The following is a 15,512-nucleotide window of genomic DNA, read 5'->3' on the forward strand; positions in this document are numbered from 1 at the left end:
TGTGGAAAACGTGGAGAAACCGATTCTGTTCGAAAAGCCGCGCGGGGTGCGCGATGTTTTGCCGCCGCTGGCTGCTCGAAAGCGAGAGATTGAGAAAAAGATAGCGACCGTTTTTCGAAACTGGGGTTATGAAGAGATCGTCACACCGACGTTCGAATATGCAGATACATTTTTAAACGGGGCGTTTCGCGATGATGAAGACAACCTGTTCAAATTCATCGAACGCTCGGGACGAACGGTCGTCCTGCGCCCCGACATGACCGCGCCGATCGCGCGTGTCGTCTCTTCTTTAATGAAAGAGCGTCCGCTGCCGATCCGCTTGTCCTACAACGCGAGCATCTTTCGCCAGCAGGGCCATGTGGCGGGCCGCGATGCGGAGTTTACCCAGGCCGGCGTGGAGCTGATGGGCGATCCTTCGCCCGATGCGGATGCGGGCGTGGTGGCGCTGGCGGCGACCGCTCTGGAAGAAGCGGGCGTCAGAGGGTTTCGGATCGCCGTCGGGCAGGTGCAGTTCCTGCAGGCGCTGTTTGCGGAGCATGTCGCAACGGACAGCGTGCGCGCCCAGCTGTCGGCCGCCTTGGCCGACAAAGATTTTGTCAGCTATGAGCGCCTGATCGCACAGGAAGTGGAAGCGGAAGCGTCGCGGGATGTGCTGCTCACCGTGCCGCGTCTGCGCGGGGGGATCGACGTGCTGGATCAGGCGGCGGAGATCACCCGCTCGGAGCAGGCGCTGGCGGCGCTGGAGAATCTGCGCACGATCTGGCAGATCCTCGTCTTGTACAACGTGGAAGAGTACGCGCAGCTCGATCTTGGGCTGCTGTTGTCCCAGCATTATTACACCGGCGCGATCTTTGAAGGGTATGCGCCAAACGTCGGCTTCCCGATCTGCTCGGGCGGACGGTATGACGAGCTGGTCGGCAAGTTTGGGCGGCCGATGCCGGCGACCGGCTTTATGATCGGGATCGAGCGAGTGCTCGATGTGTTGGAGAAATCGTTCCCGAAAGATCCGAAAGAGCGCTTCCTGATCCTCTATGAAGAGGCCGACCGTTATCCGGTGATCGGATTTGCGACGTTTTTGCGCTCGAAGCGCTTTATCATCACCGCCCAGCGCGTGCATGATGTGGCAGAAGCGATGAAGACGGCCACGCCCGATCATGTGACCTTGATTCCGTTTAAAGGCGGCAAACTGCTGGAGTCGAACAAGCTCCTGCAGGCGATGTACACCGATTTTTGCCATATGTTTTCGCAGTAAGTTGTAACAGAGACAGATAGAGGGGCGGAGTGGAGAGATGACGATTCAGGGGTTGACGGTAGCTCTGTCCAAGGGGCGCATCATGGACGAGACGCTGAAGCTGATGGCGGCGGCCGGCATGCCGCTGCCCGAAGAGCTCGACTCGCGCAAGCTGATCCTGCGCAGTCCGGGCGGGGAAGTGGATTTTATTTTAGCCAAACCGGTCGATGTGCCGACCTACGTCGAATACGGGGTCGCCGACGTCGGCATCGCCGGGAAAGATGTGCTGGTCGAGGCCGGGCGCGATCTGTATGAGCTGCTCGACCTCGGGATCGGCAAATGCAAAATGTCGGTGGCAGGTCTGCCGGAGCAGCAGTCGCATTATTCGATGCCGCGGGTGGCATCAAAATATCCGCGCATCGCGACCGAGTATTTCCGCAGCCGCGGGCAGCAGGTGGAAGTGATTTTCCTGAACGGATCGGTCGAACTGGCGCCGCTGATCGGCCTGGCCGAACGCATCGTCGATGTGGTCGAGACGGGACGCACCTTGCGTGAAAACGGGCTGGTCGTGCAGGAGGATATCATGGACATCTCGACGCGCGTTGTGGCGAACCGGATGAGTTTTCGGTTGAAGAGCACTGCGATCGACGAGTTTGTCGGCCGCATGCGCGCGGTGGTGGAAAAGGGGGAAGTGCTGCGATGATCAAGGTGATGCAGGCGGCCGATTTTGTGCTGAAGCGGGATGAAGAGGATGTGTATGCCGAGCAGCGGGAGGCGGCGCTGGCGATTTTGGCCGAAGTCAAAGCTTCGGGGGACGCGGCGGTCATCGCCTACACGGAACAGTTTGACGGCGCGGCGCTCGACGATCTGCGCATTCCTGCCGATGCGTATGAAGCGGCGTATGAGCAGGTCACGCCGGAGTTTCTCGACGCGCTGCGGGCGGCGATTCTCAACATCCGCCGCTATCATGAAGCGCAGAAGCGCACTTCGCTGCTGCTGCCCGACGCAGACGGCAATCTGCTCGGGCAGATCATCCGACCGCTGCAGCGCGTTGGCGTCTATGTGCCGGGCGGTCGGGCTGCCTATCCGTCGTCGGTGATGATGAACGTGATTCCGGCGCAGGTGGCAGGCGTTCCGGAGATCGTGCTGGTCACGCCGCCCGACCGCGAAGGGAAGATCGACCCGAATGTGCTGGTGACGATCCGGGAGCTGGGCATCACCGAAGCGTACCGCATCGGCGGCGCACAGGCGGTCGGGGCGCTGGCGTACGGCACGGAGACGATCCGTCCCGTCGACAAGATCACGGGGCCGGGCAACATCTATGTCGCTTTGGCCAAGCAGGCGGTGTTTGGGCAGGTGGCGATCGACATGATCGCCGGTCCTTCCGAAGTGCTGGTCATCGCCGATGAGAGCGCCGACCCGGACTACGTGGCGGCCGACATGCTGTCCCAGGCGGAGCATGATCCGCTGGCTGCGGCGATCTGCGTCACGCCATGCGCCGATCTGGCTGTGCGGGTGGCGAACGCGCTGGTCGAGCAGTTGGAGCAGCTGCCGCGCCGCGAGATCGCCGAAGCGTCGATTCGCAACTACGGCGCGATCGTCGTCACGAAGTCGCTCGACGAAGCGGTCGAGCTGTCCAACCGCATCGCGCCGGAGCATTTGGAGCTGATGACAGAAGATGCTCTGTCATTGGTCGGGCGCATCGAAAACGCCGGAGCGATTTTTGTCGGCAAATATTCATCGGAGCCGGTCGGGGACTATTTTGCCGGGCCCAACCACACCTTGCCGACGAGTGGGACGGCACGCTTTTCTTCGCCGCTTGGGGTCGATGATTTTATCAAAAAATCGTCCCTGATCTGCTACAGCAAAGACGCGCTGCTGAAAAACGGGCACCACGTGATCGCGCTCGCCGAAGCGGAGGGCTTGACGGCGCACGCCAATGCGATTCGGGTGCGCTTGGAGAAAGAACGGGAGGTACGCTAGGATGGGACAACGGATTGCACAGATCAAACGCGACACCACAGAGACGCAGATTGAGCTCGCTCTGGACCTCGACGGGGAGGGCAGCCGCGAACTGACGATTCCCGTGCCGTTTCTGCGCCATATGCTCGATCTGTTCGCGAAGCACGGCGGCTTTGACCTGTCTGTGAACGCGAACGGCGATATCGACATCGACGACCACCACACGGTCGAGGACATCGGGATCGCGCTTGGACAGGCCTTTCGGGAAGCGATCGGCGACAAAAAGGGGATTCGCCGCTATGGCAACCGCTTTACGCCGATGGACGAAGCGTTGGCGCAAGTGACGCTCGACATTTCGGGGCGCTCGTTCCTCGTCTTCAACGCGCAGTTTCCGAAAGAGTATGTCGGCACGTTTAACACGGAGCTGGTCGAAGAGTTTTTCCGCGCCTTTGCAGGCAATGCGGGCGTGACCTTGCACATCAACGTGCCCTACGGCACCAACACGCACCACATGATCGAAGCGATCTTCAAAGCGTTTGGCGGCGCGCTGTCCGAAGCGGTGGCGATCGACCCGAAGATGAAGGGGATTCCTTCGACCAAGGGGGTTCTGTAGATGATCGCGGTGATCGACTACGGGATGGGCAACCTGCGTTCTGTAGAAAAAGCGCTGGCTTCGCTTGGCGCAGAGGTCGTCGTCACCGGCGACCCGGAACTGGTAAAAAAAGCGGATGGCGTGGTGTTGCCGGGCGTGGGGGCGTTTGGCGATGCGATGGACAATCTGCAAGAGCAGGGTCTGGAAGCAACGATACGGGAAGTGGTCGCGGCAGGAACACCTTTTTTGGGCATTTGTCTGGGGATGCAGTTGCTGTTTACGAGCAGTGAAGAGCATGGGCTGCACCAGGGGCTGAATTTGATTCCGGGGCATGTGAAGCAGTTTCAGGGCGATTTTAAAATCCCGCACATCGGATGGAATGATCTGACCGTGCAGGGGGACAGCCCGCTTTTGGACGGCGTGGAGAACGGCGATTATGTCTATTGGGTGCATTCGCTGTTCGTGGAGCCGGCCGACCGCAGCGTGCTGCTGGCGTCGACCGATTATTACGGCGAAGTGGCGGGCATCGTGGGACAGGGCAACGTGTACGGCATCCAGTTCCATCCGGAAAAATCGAGCCGGGTCGGGCTGCAACTGTTGAACAATTTTGTAAAACTGGTGCGTGAAGGAGTAACGTCATGAGCGAATTTTTGTTATACCCTGCAATTGACCTGCGCGGCGGGCAGGCGGTGCGGCTGTACAAAGGGGATTATGACCAGATGACCGTCTATGACCGCGACCCGGCGGCGGTGGCGCGGCGTTTTCGCGAGGCGGGGGCCCAGTTCCTGCACGTGGTCGATCTGGACGGCGCCAAGGAAGGTTCGCAGCAGAACCGCCCGGTGATTGAAGAGATCGTGAAAGCGTTTGGCCTGCCGGTGCAAGTCGGCGGCGGCATTCGCACAGGCGAGACGCTGGAAGCGTTGTTCTCGTTTGGCGTGGAACGGGCGATCCTCGGGACGGCGGCGGTGAACCAGCCTGATTTTGTGCGGGCGGCCCTGCAAGAGTACGGGGAGAAGATCGCGATCGGCATCGACGCGAAAGACGGGATGGTCGCGGTGAACGGTTGGTTGGAGACGTCCGACGTGACGGCGGTGGAGCTTGGGCGCGAGTTAAAGGGAGCAGGAGCCTCGCGCGTGATCTTCACCGATATCGCCCGCGACGGGACGCTGACCGGGCCGAACATCCCGGCAATCGTCGAGATGGCGGAAAAAACAGGTCTGGGCGTGATCGCATCGGGCGGGATCAAAGAGACGAACGACCTGGTGGAGCTGGCGAAATACAAGGGGCGCGGCGTGATCGGCTCGATCATCGGCAAAGCGATCTACAACGGCAACATCGAGCTGGCTGCGGCGATTCGCGAGGTGACACCCTCATGTTAACGAAGCGCATCATCCCTTGTTTTGACATCAAAAACGGGCGGGTCGTGAAAAACGTCTCTTTCCTGACCAACGAGCGCGACGCGGGCGACCCGGTGGAGCTGGCCAAGATCTATGAAGAGCAAGGCGCCGATGAACTGGTGCTGCTCGACATCACAGCGACCGACGAAGGGCGTGCCACGATGCTCGACATCGTGCGCCGCACCGCCGATGGCGTGTTCATCCCGTTCACCGTCGGCGGCGGGGTCTCGACGGTGGAAGACATCCGCGAACTGCTCAAGGCGGGCGCGGATAAGGTGGGCATCAACACCGCCGCTGTGAAAAATCCGCAGTTCGTCACCGATGCGGCGAAGAAGTTTGGCTCGCAGTGCATCGTCGTTTCCATCGACGGCAAATGGGACGGGGAAAAACAGGACTGGGAAGTGATGATCCACGCCGGGAAAAAGGCGACCGGGCTGTCGGCGATCGCCTGGGCGCAAGAGATGGAAGCGCGCGGCGCAGGCGAAATTTTGCTGACCTCGTTCGATCAGGACGGGCAGAAAAGCGGCTTTGACCTCGCGTTTACGCGCCGCGTATCGGAAGCGGTGCGCATCCCGGTGATCGCGTCGGGCGGGGCGGGCGAGATGAGCCATTTCTATGATGTGTTTACAGACGGCAAAGCGGATGCGGCGCTGGCGGCGTCGATTTTCCACTTCAAAGAGCTGACGGTGGAAGATGTGAAAGATTATCTGAAAGAGCGGGGGGTGACGGTACGATGAGTTTGGCGTGGATCGACAGTTTGCAATTTGATGAAGCGACCGGGCTGATCCCGTGTGTCGTGCAGGACGTGCAAAGCCGCGAAGTGCTGATGCTCGCCTACATGAACCGCGAGTCGATCGAGAAGACCGTCGAGACGGGGCAGACCTGGTTCTGGTCGCGCTCGCGGCAGGAGCTGTGGAACAAAGGCGCGACGTCGGGCCACGTGCAGCAAGTCGTGCGCTTCGGCTACGACTGCGACCGTGACACGCTGCTCTGTGAAGTGGAGCAGACCGGCCCGGCCTGCCATACCGGCTCCTACACCTGCTTCTTCGAAAGCGTGCCGGGCTATGCGGCGGGCGAGCGCAGCGCGGGACACCGCTATGCCATCCTCGACGAGCTGCTCGCGACCATCGCCGCCCGCGACGCCGAGCGCCCGACCGGTGCTTATACCACGTACCTGTTCGAAAAAGGGCTTGAGAAAATCCTGAAGAAAATCGGCGAAGAGTCGACCGAAGTCGTCATCGCCGCCTTGAAAGGCGACCGCCCCGAGCTGACCGCCGAAGCGGGCGACTTGATCTACCACCTGTTCGTCCTCTTGCAGGAGCAGAAGCTGTCCTTCGACGACGTGCTGAAGCTGCTGGAGGAGCGGCATTCGAAAAAGGATATCCAGAACAAATAAGGGAGACCGCTACAAGGTCTCCCTTATTTCACGCAAAAATTGCACGGTGCGATGATTCCGCTCCACTTCGTTTCCGTACTCGATCACTTTTTCAAAAAAGAAGATCAGCCCGTCGACCACGGTGGTGAAGAATTCGGAGCACGGGAACCGCTTGAGGATCAGATACCGTTTCGGGTACATCAACACAAACTCGATCTGATCCGTTCCGACCGGCGTCCATATCATCCGATAGGGGCTGTCTGTAAAATGTACCTCTGCCTGTCCGTCGCTTTGCCATTGCAGCAAAGCGGTGATAAACGTGCGCCAGATTTCAAATTCGGCCGTCTCGAAGCCAAAAAACATTGCGTCTCCGTCATGCAACGTGATCGCGCCGCTGAAGAATTTGTCCTGCGGTTTGATCAGGCGGCGCGCTGCTTCGTGTTCGATCGGGATGTAGCAGATCTCCGGATGCTGCAGATAGATGAGATAGCTTGGCACATCGTTGTCCAGATTCAGCTCCTGCTGAATTTCCTTGCGGGGCCGTTTGAGATAACTGCGAACTGTCAGCATGGCACACCTCCACGGGTGATTACTTCGCAGCGGTGATAGGAATACCCTTGTCTGATCGAGAAGTACTCCTTGCATGAAGATCGGCAATCTTTCATATAGATGAGGGTAATTTGCAGAAAGGGGTACGATCCACAATGGCATGGCAGCGGAATTTTATCGAATACTTGATGCAGCAGACGGATCGGATGGCAGAAGAGTGGCTGACGTCGTTAAACAAGCGGGCAGGGAATACCTATCCGGCAGTACATACAACAGCAGGACAGGAAGTGCTGACGCGCAGCAAGACGCTGGTCGAGATGCTGATTCGCGGCATGTCGGAGGACGTGAGCGCCGAGGTTGAGAACTGGGCGCAGACGGTCGGAACGCTTCGGGCCAGCCAACAGCAGGCGATCGATGCCTTTCTGGAAAGCTTCACCGCGTACCGCAAGACGGTGCGGCGCTATTTTACGCAGTACTTCAAAACCTATCATGCGGTGCTCGACTATGAAGAATTTGACAGCATGGTAGAGCGCTTTTTTGACCTGCTCGACCAGTTTCAGGAGCGCTTCTCCTACTATTACATCTCATACAAAGACGAAGTGATCAAATCCCAGCAAAATCTGATCGGTGAGCTGGCCGTGCCGGTCATCCCGGTCACGGAGGACACCTGCATTCTTCCGCTGATCGGCGCGATCGACACGCACCGGGCGAAGTTGATCATGGAAGGGTCGCTGGCCCGCGTCACCGAGCTGCGCGCCCGGTACATGGTGCTCGACGTCTCCGGCGTGATGGTGATCGACACGATGGTGGCGCATCACCTGTTTGACATCGTCAAAGCTCTGAAGCTGATGGGCACCACTTCGATCATCACCGGCATCCAGCCGGAAGTGGCGCAGACGATCGTCCAGCTCGGCGTGACGATGACCGACAAGCTGGAGACGATGGCGAGCCTGCGTCAGGCGCTGCGCCGGATCGAGGAGCATCGCAAGCAGGAAGAAGCGACCGGGATTTCCGCCTGGTAAACAAAAAGGCAAGCGCCAATCGAGGCGCTTGCCTTGTTTTTTATGGCGTGATATCTATGCGGTAGATCTTCCACGGCGACACGCCGGGCGAGCGTTTGAGATACAGCAGTCCGGACAGCATGCGGAAGTCGGCGCCTTCGTGCCCGGTCTCCGGGTGGCTCCATCTGATGACGGAGGTGCCGCGGGTCACGCGGATTTGCGCGAGCCGATAGGTTTTGTTGATCAAGGTAAACGTGGTGGGTTCGGTGCCGTACTGGGCAATGCTTACGTTGTAGCCTTTCGCTTGCCAGCCGAGCAGGTATTGGGTCGTGCCATCCCATTTGTCGCGAAACCGTCCGCTGGTATAGGTGCTGTGGATCGCGTTCAGCCCGCTCAACTGCCCTGTGTTGATCAGCTCCATGTATTGGCTGTAATAAGAGGAAGCGACGCTTACGATCTCCTGATCGGCAGACAGGCCCGTTTTTTCCGCGTGCAAGGCGTTGTACAGCACCGTGGCAGCCTGCGCGCGGGAGGCGGGGGCGGCGGGCAGGAACTTGCCGGTTTCGTCGCCGCTCATCAGGCCCATGCGGGTGACTGTGTCGATGTTTGCTTTGCCCCAGTAGGATGCGATGTCAGGATAGGACCTGGCAGCACCGGTTGCTGCGACCGTCGGCGCAAACGCCTTGACGAGCAACGTCGCCATCTCGCCGCGTTCGATGGGGTCGTTTGGTGCGAAGCGGGTGGTCGAGACGCCGCTGACGATGCCTTTGGCGGTGGCGATGCGCACAGAGTTGTAATACCAGTCTGTCGGGCTGACATCCGTAAATTTCTTGCCGCCCGCGTCGCTGGTCAGCCCCATCGCCAGCACCAGCATCGTCACAAACTCCGCCCGTGTCGTCGGATGATCCGCCCGCACCTCCACATGCCCGATCTCCGACGTGGAAAACCCGGAGATCGTCTTCTGCCACAGCAAGTCTTTCATCTCGTCATACGCATAATGACTCAGCGCAAGATCGGAAAACTGATCCACATACCCCGGCTCAACATCGGCCGACGCCACCCCCGTCCCGCTCAGCAGCACTGCCCCCGCGCAGAGGAGCGCGAGCAGGCTTGTCCTCTTTTTCCGCACCGGAATCCCTCCTTTAATCTCTTCTCTGTAGGATTAGAAAAAATACCCAAGGAGATACATTTAACACGTGTATTATGTATGTTTGATATTGAATTAACAAGAAATTAATTCTCTCCTCCAGCGCCTCGTTGGCAGACGCCAAAAAGACGGTTGCTGCACTGGAAGAGAAAAAGTATCAGGACACTAACCGAATTGAGATTCCCCCCAAGCCGATGGGACAGCCGGTCGGCAGAAAGCCCCAGCCGGGTGACCAGGAGATAATCGATCATATTCGCGGGTTTATTCTTGGCACGGCCACGGGTTTGGGCAAATCTCTCGCAGAGCTCGCCGGCAACACCATGGACCCGTTTGGCATGGGAGTCAAAGTGGTAGAAGCGGCCATTGATACCGCTGTGTTGGGCTGGGACCTTACAACAGATACCAAAAACACGGTCAACCAGATCAAGCAGGCGTTCACCGACCTTAAAAATTACTACAACCAGGCTTCGACCGAAGAAAAAGGCCTGATTGAAGGTGAACTTACTGCAACCCTTGCTTTCATCGTCCAAAACAAAAAAGTCATCATCCGCAACGGCAAACTTGCTGGCAGCACACACCCGGTGACAGGCGTACCGTTTGATCTAAAAGGATTCCCGATCTTTGAATCGAAGTTTGATGTGAAATTGGATCCCTCACTTTATAAAAAATCCAATGACGTGCAATTTAGAGACGCGAATTATCAATTGTATGCCGCAATCCAAAAAGACGCTAAATTGGCTTCTCAATTTACGGATGCTGACAAAAAACTGTTGGCAAAAGGCGTTACACCGCCAACTTATACGTGGCACCATCATCAAGATCCGGGTAATTTACAGCTCGTAGACAAAACGATCCATCAAAGTACCGGTCATACGGGTGGGCAACAAATCTGGGGCGGAGGATCTGAAAACAGATAGGCACATAACACGAATAGAGGAGGCAGAACGTGAGTCAATGCGATTTAGAATGGATCGTGCTGGAGGACCGCGTTACCGATGCGGACATTGCACGTGTAGAAGAGTTGTTCAAGATTCAATTTCCAAAAGACTTCATTGAATGCGCCCTTGTGAACCACGGCGGGCATCCTGAAAAGGACGTTTTTGACTTCGGCCAACACATTGGCAAAGTATTTGGCTTCATGCTAAGTTTCAATCCAGAAAGCAGCTTGTACCTACCAAACGTCTACAACAACGTACTCGACCGTCTGGCCGACCATGTATATCCGTTTGCAGATGATCCAGGCGGCAACTTATTGTGTTTTGATTATCGCCGGGACAAGGACAATCCAACGATCGTGTATTGGGATCACGAAGTTGCATTTTTGGATGCAGAAAAAGGGCTGTACCCGGTCTGTGACACATTTACCGAACTGCTGCACAAGCTGTACGAAACACAATATGGGCATTAAAAAGAAGAGGAGATCTCATCTCCTCTTCTTGTGCGTTTGGCAGTGTCGAATGCTTAGTACTCGGTCGAGGTGTAGATCATCGGCATTACATCTTCGAGGTAGTCACTCACGCGTTCCGCGTCTTCGAGATTTAAGATGCCAAGCTTTGCCGCGAACATCGTGTGGTCGCGGACGTCATGAATGTCAAAAATGCCGAACAGATTGGTTTGGATGTGCAAAATGAGCGCTTTGCCAAGAAAATGAGATGAGTAGTTGACCACCAAATCATATTGCGAGTTCTCAGTGAGCAGAGTGACGAAACGGGATCTGGATTCTTCGTAACTTTCGTGGCTGATCATACGCGGCACGAGCATCCACCTCTTTTCCAATATTGAAATGTCGATGTCATTTTAAAATTTACGGAATTGTTCGATAAATTATGTCTGTCCTAGCAAATTTTTTATAGATTGTCCCACGAATTCATTTGACCCTATGTTATACTCTTTACTATGGTAACGTGCAAAAGGGGGCTCGGCTATGTTGGTCGATTATCATACACATCACGTCCGCTGCGGTCATGCGGTGGGCGATCTGGAAGAGTATATTCAGGCTGCCATCGAAAAAGGCGTCCAAGAGCTCGGGCTCAGCGATCACCAGCCGATTCTGCATCTGCCACCGGAGCAGATTTTCCCGGGCTCGGCAATGCCGCTGGAGGAACTGCCCGCCTATGTAAAAGAAGCTCTGGCGCTGCAGGCAAAATACGCGGGACAGATTGACGTCAAAGTTGGGCTCGAAGCGGACTGGATCGAAGGGTACGGCGAGACGGTGCGCGACTTGCTCGCTCAATACCCGTTCGACTATGTGATCGGCTCGGTGCATTTCCTGAGCGGCTGGGACATCACGAACAGCGCCGAACTGGCCGGCTGGGACACGCGCGATGCCGGTGAAGTCTGCACGGAGTATTTTCGGCAAGTGCGGCTGGCCGCGCAAAGCGGGCTGTTTGACACGCTGGGGCATCTCGATGTGATCAAGCGGTTTGGACACGTCCCGACCGCCTTGTACGAACATCTGCTGGAAGAGACCGTCCTGCTTGTGCGCGACGCAGGCGTCTGCGTGGAAGTGAACGCGTCCGGCCTGCGCTATCCGTGCGCGGAGCAGTTCCCAAGCCGCCGCTTGCTGGAGATGATGAACAGCCACGACATTCCGCTCACCGTCGGTTCCGATGCGCACCAGCCGAAATTTGTCGCGGAAGGGCTGGACACCGTCTATGACCTGCTGCGCGAAGTTGGCTACACGCACATTCACGGTTTCACCGCCCGCAAGCGGTATGAGATCGCTTTAACCTGATACGAAAAAAAGACCCCGGCAGCTGCGATCAGCTCCGAGGTCTTTTTGTCGTATATTCTTACGCCTGCGCCTGCTGGGTGGGAGGCTGCACCGGCTTCATTCCCGCTTTGTGCGCGAGGTGGTACATGTAGAAGCAGACCAGCCCGCCGATCACGACGGAAATACCCGACGCAAGCACCACCGGCACGATGGAAAAGACAGCTTGCAACGTGCCGCCGGTCAGCATCGCGATGACCATAAACCCGTTGAACAAGGTCATCACCGTTGTCCCGATGCGACCTTGGTACTCAAACGACACATAGGTCTGCAGCGTCGTCCCAAGGCCGATGTTCAGCATCGAGTTGCCTAACGAGAAGACGACGATCGCCGCCATCGTCACCCACAGGGCCGGATAAGCGACCAGTCCGGCCAGACCAACGCCCATCAGCAGCAACCCGTAGCCGAGCATTCGCTCCGGCGCCAGTTTCATCCGCTGCACGAGCAGCGCTCCGGCCAGCATCGAGCCGCCTTGTAAGGTGACCAGCCAGGAGAGATTTTCTTTTGGCAGTCCGAGGTAGTCTGTGACGATGAAGATCTCCACCACGTTGATCAGCCCGGAGCCAAACCCGATAAACACCTGCGTGAACAAAATCGGCCGCACCGCCGCATTTTTCCACGAGTAGGCAAATCCGTCGCGCATGTCGCGCAAGATCCCTTTGATCTTGCCTTTCGAGTCTTTTGCCGGCGCAGCGGCGCTTGGCGGAACTTTCACCGCAAAGATCAGCAGGAACGACCCGGCCATCAACAGCGCGGTCATACCGAGCGCCCACGCGCCGCCCCACGTCATGTATACCAGCGTGCCGACGGCGGGGCCGATCAGCATCATCGTCGAGTTGGTGACCTGCCGCAAGGAGATCGCCGTTTTCAAGTCTTGTTGCGGTACGAATTGCATGACGAATGCGGCGGCTGAACCTTTGTAGAACAAAGAGCCGACTGTGGAGAGGAACGCCCCGAGGTAGATCAGCCACAACGACCCGGACAGGATCGCGGCCACAAACATCAGCATGATCAGCACCCGGAAGGCGATCGCTCCCAGCATCGTTTTCTTGCGGTCCCAGCGGTCGGCGAACACGCCAACGAAAAAGCCAAACAAGAAGATCGGCGCAAACTCCGCAAACAAGATCGAGGACACGGCAAACGGCGAGTTGTTCGACAGGTCCATCACGATGTAGAGCAGGGCCATGTTGCGCATCCAGTCGCCAAACTCGGACAGCCAGGTGGCGATCCAGTAAAAAAAGTATCTTGGGTTGCCTTTGAGAAATGCCAGCATGCAACTCTCTCCTTTAGGTTCGGATGCCTTACAGTTCGGGAAACAGCGAGAGGAATGCCCGCCACGCGCGGGTCTCGTCGGTCTTCTCTTGCTGGCTGTAGCGCTGCTCCCAGGTTTGCAACAGCTCTTTGAGCTCCTTCCGCACTTCCTGCTGCTGCTCGTCGGTCAGGTAGAGCCAGCCCATCGAAGTGACAGGGCCCCGCCCTTCGGTCGGCTGGCCTGCGGTGTGGAGCTGGTCGATCAGTTGGAGCGACTTTTGGTAGGCGTTCAAATACTCGTCGACAAACGCCCGGCCCATCTCATAGCGAACGGTGCGCTCTTCGTTGTTGAAGGCGTCCGACTCCTGCAAGGCGATGCGGATCTGCTTCGCCACGGGCAGGTAGTATTTTTCGATGACGCCGCCTTTTTCCCGCGTCTCGACCAGCAAAAGCAGACCGGTACGATGCAGTTCCCGCACATGGTAATGCACTTTGGAGGCGGGCAGACCGAGCAGGTCGGCCAACTGTTTGGAGGTGCGCGGTTCGTCGTCAAATTGGTTGAGGATCTGCACGCGCAATTTGTTCGACAGCGCCTTCATCTGTTCCAGCGAGGTCACTTCATAGACGGAATCCTGGTTCATCGTTCACCTCAGCATATGATCAGTAATAACTGCTTGATCCGATTTTTCCGCTCGATCAAATTTTCTTGATCGTCTATTTTCAGTATATCTCCCTCTGCAAAAGAATGTCAATCTTCTGTATACTGTAGCTATCACTGGAAAAAAGGGGAAACCACATACACCATGACGATTGAAACACGCAAGCAAATGAACGCTATAGAGATCGAAGACGTTACCGCCCTTGCCGAACTGGTCAAAGAGTACGACGGCCTGGCGCTAAAACTGAATATGGACATGCTGAAAAACCGCAGAGATGATGTCACGAACGACTTCCTATGCTATCAGGACGGGAAACTGATCGGGTTCCTCGGCATGTATGGCTTTAACAACAAAGAGATCGAGATCAGCGGCATGGTACACCCGGAGCATCGTCGCCAAGGTGTCTTCACCCGGCTGTACGAAGCGGCAAAGGCAGAAAGCGTGTCGCGCGGGATCGCTTCGATGCTGTTCATCGTGGAAGATGATGCGAGGGCAGGGCAGGCGTTTGCCAAGAAGATCGGTGCAGAGTATGAGTTCACCGAATACGGCATGGACTTGAAAAATGAAGGCAAAGCCCCGCAAGGCGGCGAAGTGGAGCTCGTCCGCGCCGCGACCGAAGAGGATGCCGCATTCATCGGCCAACTGATGGCGACCGGCTTCGGACTCCCGGCGGATGAGATGAAGGGCAACATGTCCCGCGACTTCAACAACCCGAACAAGCAAGTCTACATCGGCAAAGTGGATGGCGAAAACATCGCCGCCATCTCGATCGGCCTCGGCGAAGCGGGCACCGCGTTCTACTACGGCTTCGTTGTTGAACCGGAGTACCGGGGCAAAGGCTATGGCCGCTACATCCTCTGGACGCTGGTCAAAAAGATGCAAGCGGAGGGCCGCACCCGTCTCGCACTGGAAGTGGCGACGGAGAATAAGAATGCGCTTGGGCTGTACCAGTCGGTTGGTTTTGAGCTGACAACGGCGTTTGGGTATTATCGGTTGAAAAATAACTACTAAAAAGGGAGATCTGGATGAAAAAGCTTCTTGTTCTTCTTGCGATTTGCGGTGTGGGGGTAAGTCTTGCCGGCTGCATGGAAGAAAGCAGCGCATCGCCTGCTGTGACAGGCAATGAGAAATCCCAGATCGTTTTGTGGAAAAAAACGGCTCATGGAAATGCGGAGTTCGATTTTAATAAAGAAGTTTTGCACGCTGCGGCTCCGCTGGAAGTGAACGAGAAGGCGAAGTTTCTTGTGGACCTCCTCAAGCAGAAAACGGAAGGCTCAGAGTTGGAACCGGTGGTCCCTGAGGATGTTTCACTGCTCAGCGCTGAATTGCATGGCGAAAACTTGACCCTCAATTTTAATGGTGCTGTGAAGTTCCTTGGCCAGAATGAAGGGTACTTTGTGAAATCCATAAACTATACCATGCTGCAGAATTTTGCTGAGATTGCCGCAAGCAACGATATCTCGATTACCTATCAGATCAATGGAGCAACGGTCAAGACACTTAGTCAGTTGGAGTGTAACAAGAATGAAATTTGTTGGGAGCCGTTCCTGTCGTCTGAACTTTGACCCTTACGGGTCT

General features: G+C 56.8%; 19 protein-coding genes. 14 read left to right on the forward strand and 5 right to left on the reverse strand.

Translation table 11 applies throughout. From position 1 onward, the window contains the following. The first annotated feature begins 10 nt into the window (after positions 1 to 10). From hisZ to hisIE, 8 genes are read left to right on the forward strand one after another with little or no spacing between them, the layout of a single operon-like run. Complete coding sequence (hisZ, locus tag CBW65_RS10685) at positions 11 to 1,252, forward strand: ATP phosphoribosyltransferase regulatory subunit (RefSeq protein WP_157721886.1); 1,242 nt, start codon at positions 11 to 13, stop codon at positions 1,250 to 1,252. Between the two features lie 37 nt (positions 1,253 to 1,289). Then, on the forward strand, positions 1,290 to 1,934 hold the full coding sequence (gene hisG, locus CBW65_RS10690) for an ATP phosphoribosyltransferase (RefSeq protein WP_087456794.1): 645 nt from the start codon (positions 1,290 to 1,292) through the stop codon (positions 1,932 to 1,934). Next, the gene (gene hisD, locus CBW65_RS10695) at positions 1,934 to 3,214 is read left to right on the forward strand and encodes a histidinol dehydrogenase (protein WP_087459197.1); all 1,281 of its coding nucleotides are present in this window, start codon (positions 1,934 to 1,936) and stop codon (positions 3,212 to 3,214) included. The genes hisG and hisD overlap by 1 nt, the downstream gene beginning before the upstream one ends. Before the next feature lies 1 nt (position 3,215). Continuing rightward, entirely contained in the window at positions 3,216 to 3,806 is a 591-nt protein-coding gene (gene hisB / locus CBW65_RS10700) for an imidazoleglycerol-phosphate dehydratase HisB (protein WP_087456795.1), read from the forward strand. Beyond that, a complete protein-coding gene (gene hisH / locus CBW65_RS10705) occupies positions 3,807 to 4,427 on the forward strand; it encodes an imidazole glycerol phosphate synthase subunit HisH (RefSeq protein ID WP_087456796.1) in 621 nt (206 codons plus the stop codon). After that, on the forward strand, positions 4,424 to 5,164 hold the full coding sequence (gene hisA, locus CBW65_RS10710) for a 1-(5-phosphoribosyl)-5-[(5-phosphoribosylamino)methylideneamino]imidazole-4-carboxamide isomerase (RefSeq protein ID WP_087456797.1): 741 nt from the start codon (positions 4,424 to 4,426) through the stop codon (positions 5,162 to 5,164). The genes hisH and hisA overlap by 4 nt, the downstream gene beginning before the upstream one ends. Beyond that, complete coding sequence (gene hisF, locus CBW65_RS10715) at positions 5,158 to 5,919, forward strand: imidazole glycerol phosphate synthase subunit HisF (protein ID WP_087456798.1); 762 nt, start codon at positions 5,158 to 5,160, stop codon at positions 5,917 to 5,919. Before hisA ends, hisF begins: the two co-directional genes overlap by 7 nt. Next, a complete protein-coding gene (hisIE, locus tag CBW65_RS10720) occupies positions 5,916 to 6,578 on the forward strand; it encodes a bifunctional phosphoribosyl-AMP cyclohydrolase/phosphoribosyl-ATP diphosphatase HisIE (RefSeq protein WP_087456799.1) in 663 nt (220 codons plus the stop codon). The genes hisF and hisIE overlap by 4 nt, the downstream gene beginning before the upstream one ends. A gap of 9 nt (positions 6,579 to 6,587) precedes the next feature. On the opposite strand, the gene CBW65_RS10725 is transcribed toward hisIE, so the two are convergent. Continuing rightward, positions 6,588 to 7,127: a hypothetical protein gene (locus tag CBW65_RS10725; protein WP_087456800.1), complete on the reverse strand. Its 540-nt coding sequence runs from the start codon at positions 7,125 to 7,127 to the stop codon at positions 6,588 to 6,590. A gap of 134 nt (positions 7,128 to 7,261) precedes the next feature. On the opposite strand from CBW65_RS10725, the gene CBW65_RS10730 reads away from it, so the two are divergent. After that, positions 7,262 to 8,128, forward strand: coding sequence for an STAS domain-containing protein (locus tag CBW65_RS10730; RefSeq protein ID WP_087456801.1), 867 nt, complete (start codon positions 7,262 to 7,264; stop codon positions 8,126 to 8,128). A gap of 40 nt (positions 8,129 to 8,168) precedes the next feature. Here CBW65_RS10730 and CBW65_RS10735 read toward each other — a convergent pair whose 3' ends face one another. Beyond that, positions 8,169 to 9,236 carry an S-layer homology domain-containing protein gene (locus CBW65_RS10735; RefSeq protein ID WP_087456802.1) on the reverse strand — a complete coding sequence of 356 codons (1,068 nt, stop codon included), beginning with the start codon at positions 9,234 to 9,236 and terminating at the stop codon, positions 8,169 to 8,171. Between the two features lie 128 nt (positions 9,237 to 9,364). Here CBW65_RS10735 and CBW65_RS25065 point away from each other — a divergent pair, with 128 nt between their 5' ends. Together CBW65_RS25065 and CBW65_RS10745 are read left to right on the forward strand one after the other, a co-directional pair. After that, positions 9,365 to 10,171 (forward strand): HNH endonuclease, encoded by an 807-nt coding sequence (locus tag CBW65_RS25065; RefSeq protein ID WP_087456803.1) that lies wholly within the window; start codon positions 9,365 to 9,367, stop codon positions 10,169 to 10,171. A 29-nt stretch (positions 10,172 to 10,200) separates the two neighbouring features. Beyond that, positions 10,201 to 10,662: an SMI1/KNR4 family protein gene (locus CBW65_RS10745; RefSeq protein WP_087456804.1), complete on the forward strand. Its 462-nt coding sequence runs from the start codon at positions 10,201 to 10,203 to the stop codon at positions 10,660 to 10,662. Between the two features lie 53 nt (positions 10,663 to 10,715). Here CBW65_RS10745 and CBW65_RS10750 read toward each other — a convergent pair whose 3' ends face one another. Next, positions 10,716 to 11,000: an SAV0927 family protein gene (locus tag CBW65_RS10750; RefSeq protein WP_232463530.1), complete on the reverse strand. Its 285-nt coding sequence runs from the start codon at positions 10,998 to 11,000 to the stop codon at positions 10,716 to 10,718. Between the two features lie 178 nt (positions 11,001 to 11,178). Between CBW65_RS10750 and CBW65_RS10755 the strand changes: the two genes are divergently transcribed. Further along, the gene (locus tag CBW65_RS10755) at positions 11,179 to 11,988 is read left to right on the forward strand and encodes a histidinol-phosphatase HisJ family protein (protein WP_087456806.1); all 810 of its coding nucleotides are present in this window, start codon (positions 11,179 to 11,181) and stop codon (positions 11,986 to 11,988) included. Between the two features lie 58 nt (positions 11,989 to 12,046). Here the strand turns inward: CBW65_RS10755 and CBW65_RS10760 are convergent, their stop codons facing one another. Further along, a complete protein-coding gene (locus CBW65_RS10760; RefSeq protein ID WP_087456807.1) occupies positions 12,047 to 13,297 on the reverse strand; it encodes an MFS transporter in 1,251 nt (416 codons plus the stop codon). Between the two features lie 28 nt (positions 13,298 to 13,325). Next, complete coding sequence (locus CBW65_RS10765) at positions 13,326 to 13,916, reverse strand: winged helix-turn-helix domain-containing protein (RefSeq protein ID WP_087456808.1); 591 nt, start codon at positions 13,914 to 13,916, stop codon at positions 13,326 to 13,328. A 162-nt stretch (positions 13,917 to 14,078) separates the two neighbouring features. Between CBW65_RS10765 and CBW65_RS10770 the strand changes: the two genes are divergently transcribed. Together CBW65_RS10770 and CBW65_RS10775 are read left to right on the forward strand one after the other, a co-directional pair. Next, on the forward strand, positions 14,079 to 14,945 hold the full coding sequence (locus tag CBW65_RS10770) for a GNAT family N-acetyltransferase (RefSeq protein WP_087456809.1): 867 nt from the start codon (positions 14,079 to 14,081) through the stop codon (positions 14,943 to 14,945). Between the two features lie 14 nt (positions 14,946 to 14,959). Continuing rightward, on the forward strand, positions 14,960 to 15,499 hold the full coding sequence (locus tag CBW65_RS10775; protein ID WP_087456810.1) for a GerMN domain-containing protein: 540 nt from the start codon (positions 14,960 to 14,962) through the stop codon (positions 15,497 to 15,499). Positions 15,500 to 15,512: the final 13 nt, after the last annotated feature.

This window comes from Tumebacillus avium (genome assembly GCF_002162355.1).
Taxonomy (GTDB): domain Bacteria; phylum Bacillota; class Bacilli; order Tumebacillales; family Tumebacillaceae; genus Tumebacillus_A; species Tumebacillus_A avium.

Bases quoted from the DNA above. Each gene is read 5' to 3' on its own strand.
- hisG (WP_087456794.1), top strand. From the start codon at position 1,290: ATGACGATTCAGGGGTTGACGGTAGCTCTGTCCAAGGGGCGCATCATG.
- hisB (WP_087456795.1), top strand. From the start codon at position 3,216: ATGGGACAACGGATTGCACAGATCAAACGCGACACCACAGAGACGCAG.
- hisH (WP_087456796.1), top strand. From the start codon at position 3,807: ATGATCGCGGTGATCGACTACGGGATGGGCAACCTGCGTTCTGTAGAA.
- hisA (WP_087456797.1), top strand. From the start codon at position 4,424: ATGAGCGAATTTTTGTTATACCCTGCAATTGACCTGCGCGGCGGGCAG.
- hisF (WP_087456798.1), top strand. From the start codon at position 5,158: ATGTTAACGAAGCGCATCATCCCTTGTTTTGACATCAAAAACGGGCGG.
- hisIE (WP_087456799.1), top strand. From the start codon at position 5,916: ATGAGTTTGGCGTGGATCGACAGTTTGCAATTTGATGAAGCGACCGGG.
- CBW65_RS10725 (WP_087456800.1), bottom strand. From the start codon at position 7,127: ATGCTGACAGTTCGCAGTTATCTCAAACGGCCCCGCAAGGAAATTCAG.
- CBW65_RS10730 (WP_087456801.1), top strand. From the start codon at position 7,262: ATGGCATGGCAGCGGAATTTTATCGAATACTTGATGCAGCAGACGGAT.
- CBW65_RS10750 (WP_232463530.1), bottom strand. From the start codon at position 11,000: ATGATCAGCCACGAAAGTTACGAAGAATCCAGATCCCGTTTCGTCACT.
- CBW65_RS10755 (WP_087456806.1), top strand. From the start codon at position 11,179: ATGTTGGTCGATTATCATACACATCACGTCCGCTGCGGTCATGCGGTG.
- CBW65_RS10760 (WP_087456807.1), bottom strand. From the start codon at position 13,297: ATGCTGGCATTTCTCAAAGGCAACCCAAGATACTTTTTTTACTGGATC.
- CBW65_RS10765 (WP_087456808.1), bottom strand. From the start codon at position 13,916: ATGAACCAGGATTCCGTCTATGAAGTGACCTCGCTGGAACAGATGAAG.
- CBW65_RS10770 (WP_087456809.1), top strand. From the start codon at position 14,079: ATGACGATTGAAACACGCAAGCAAATGAACGCTATAGAGATCGAAGAC.
- CBW65_RS10775 (WP_087456810.1), top strand. From the start codon at position 14,960: ATGAAAAAGCTTCTTGTTCTTCTTGCGATTTGCGGTGTGGGGGTAAGT.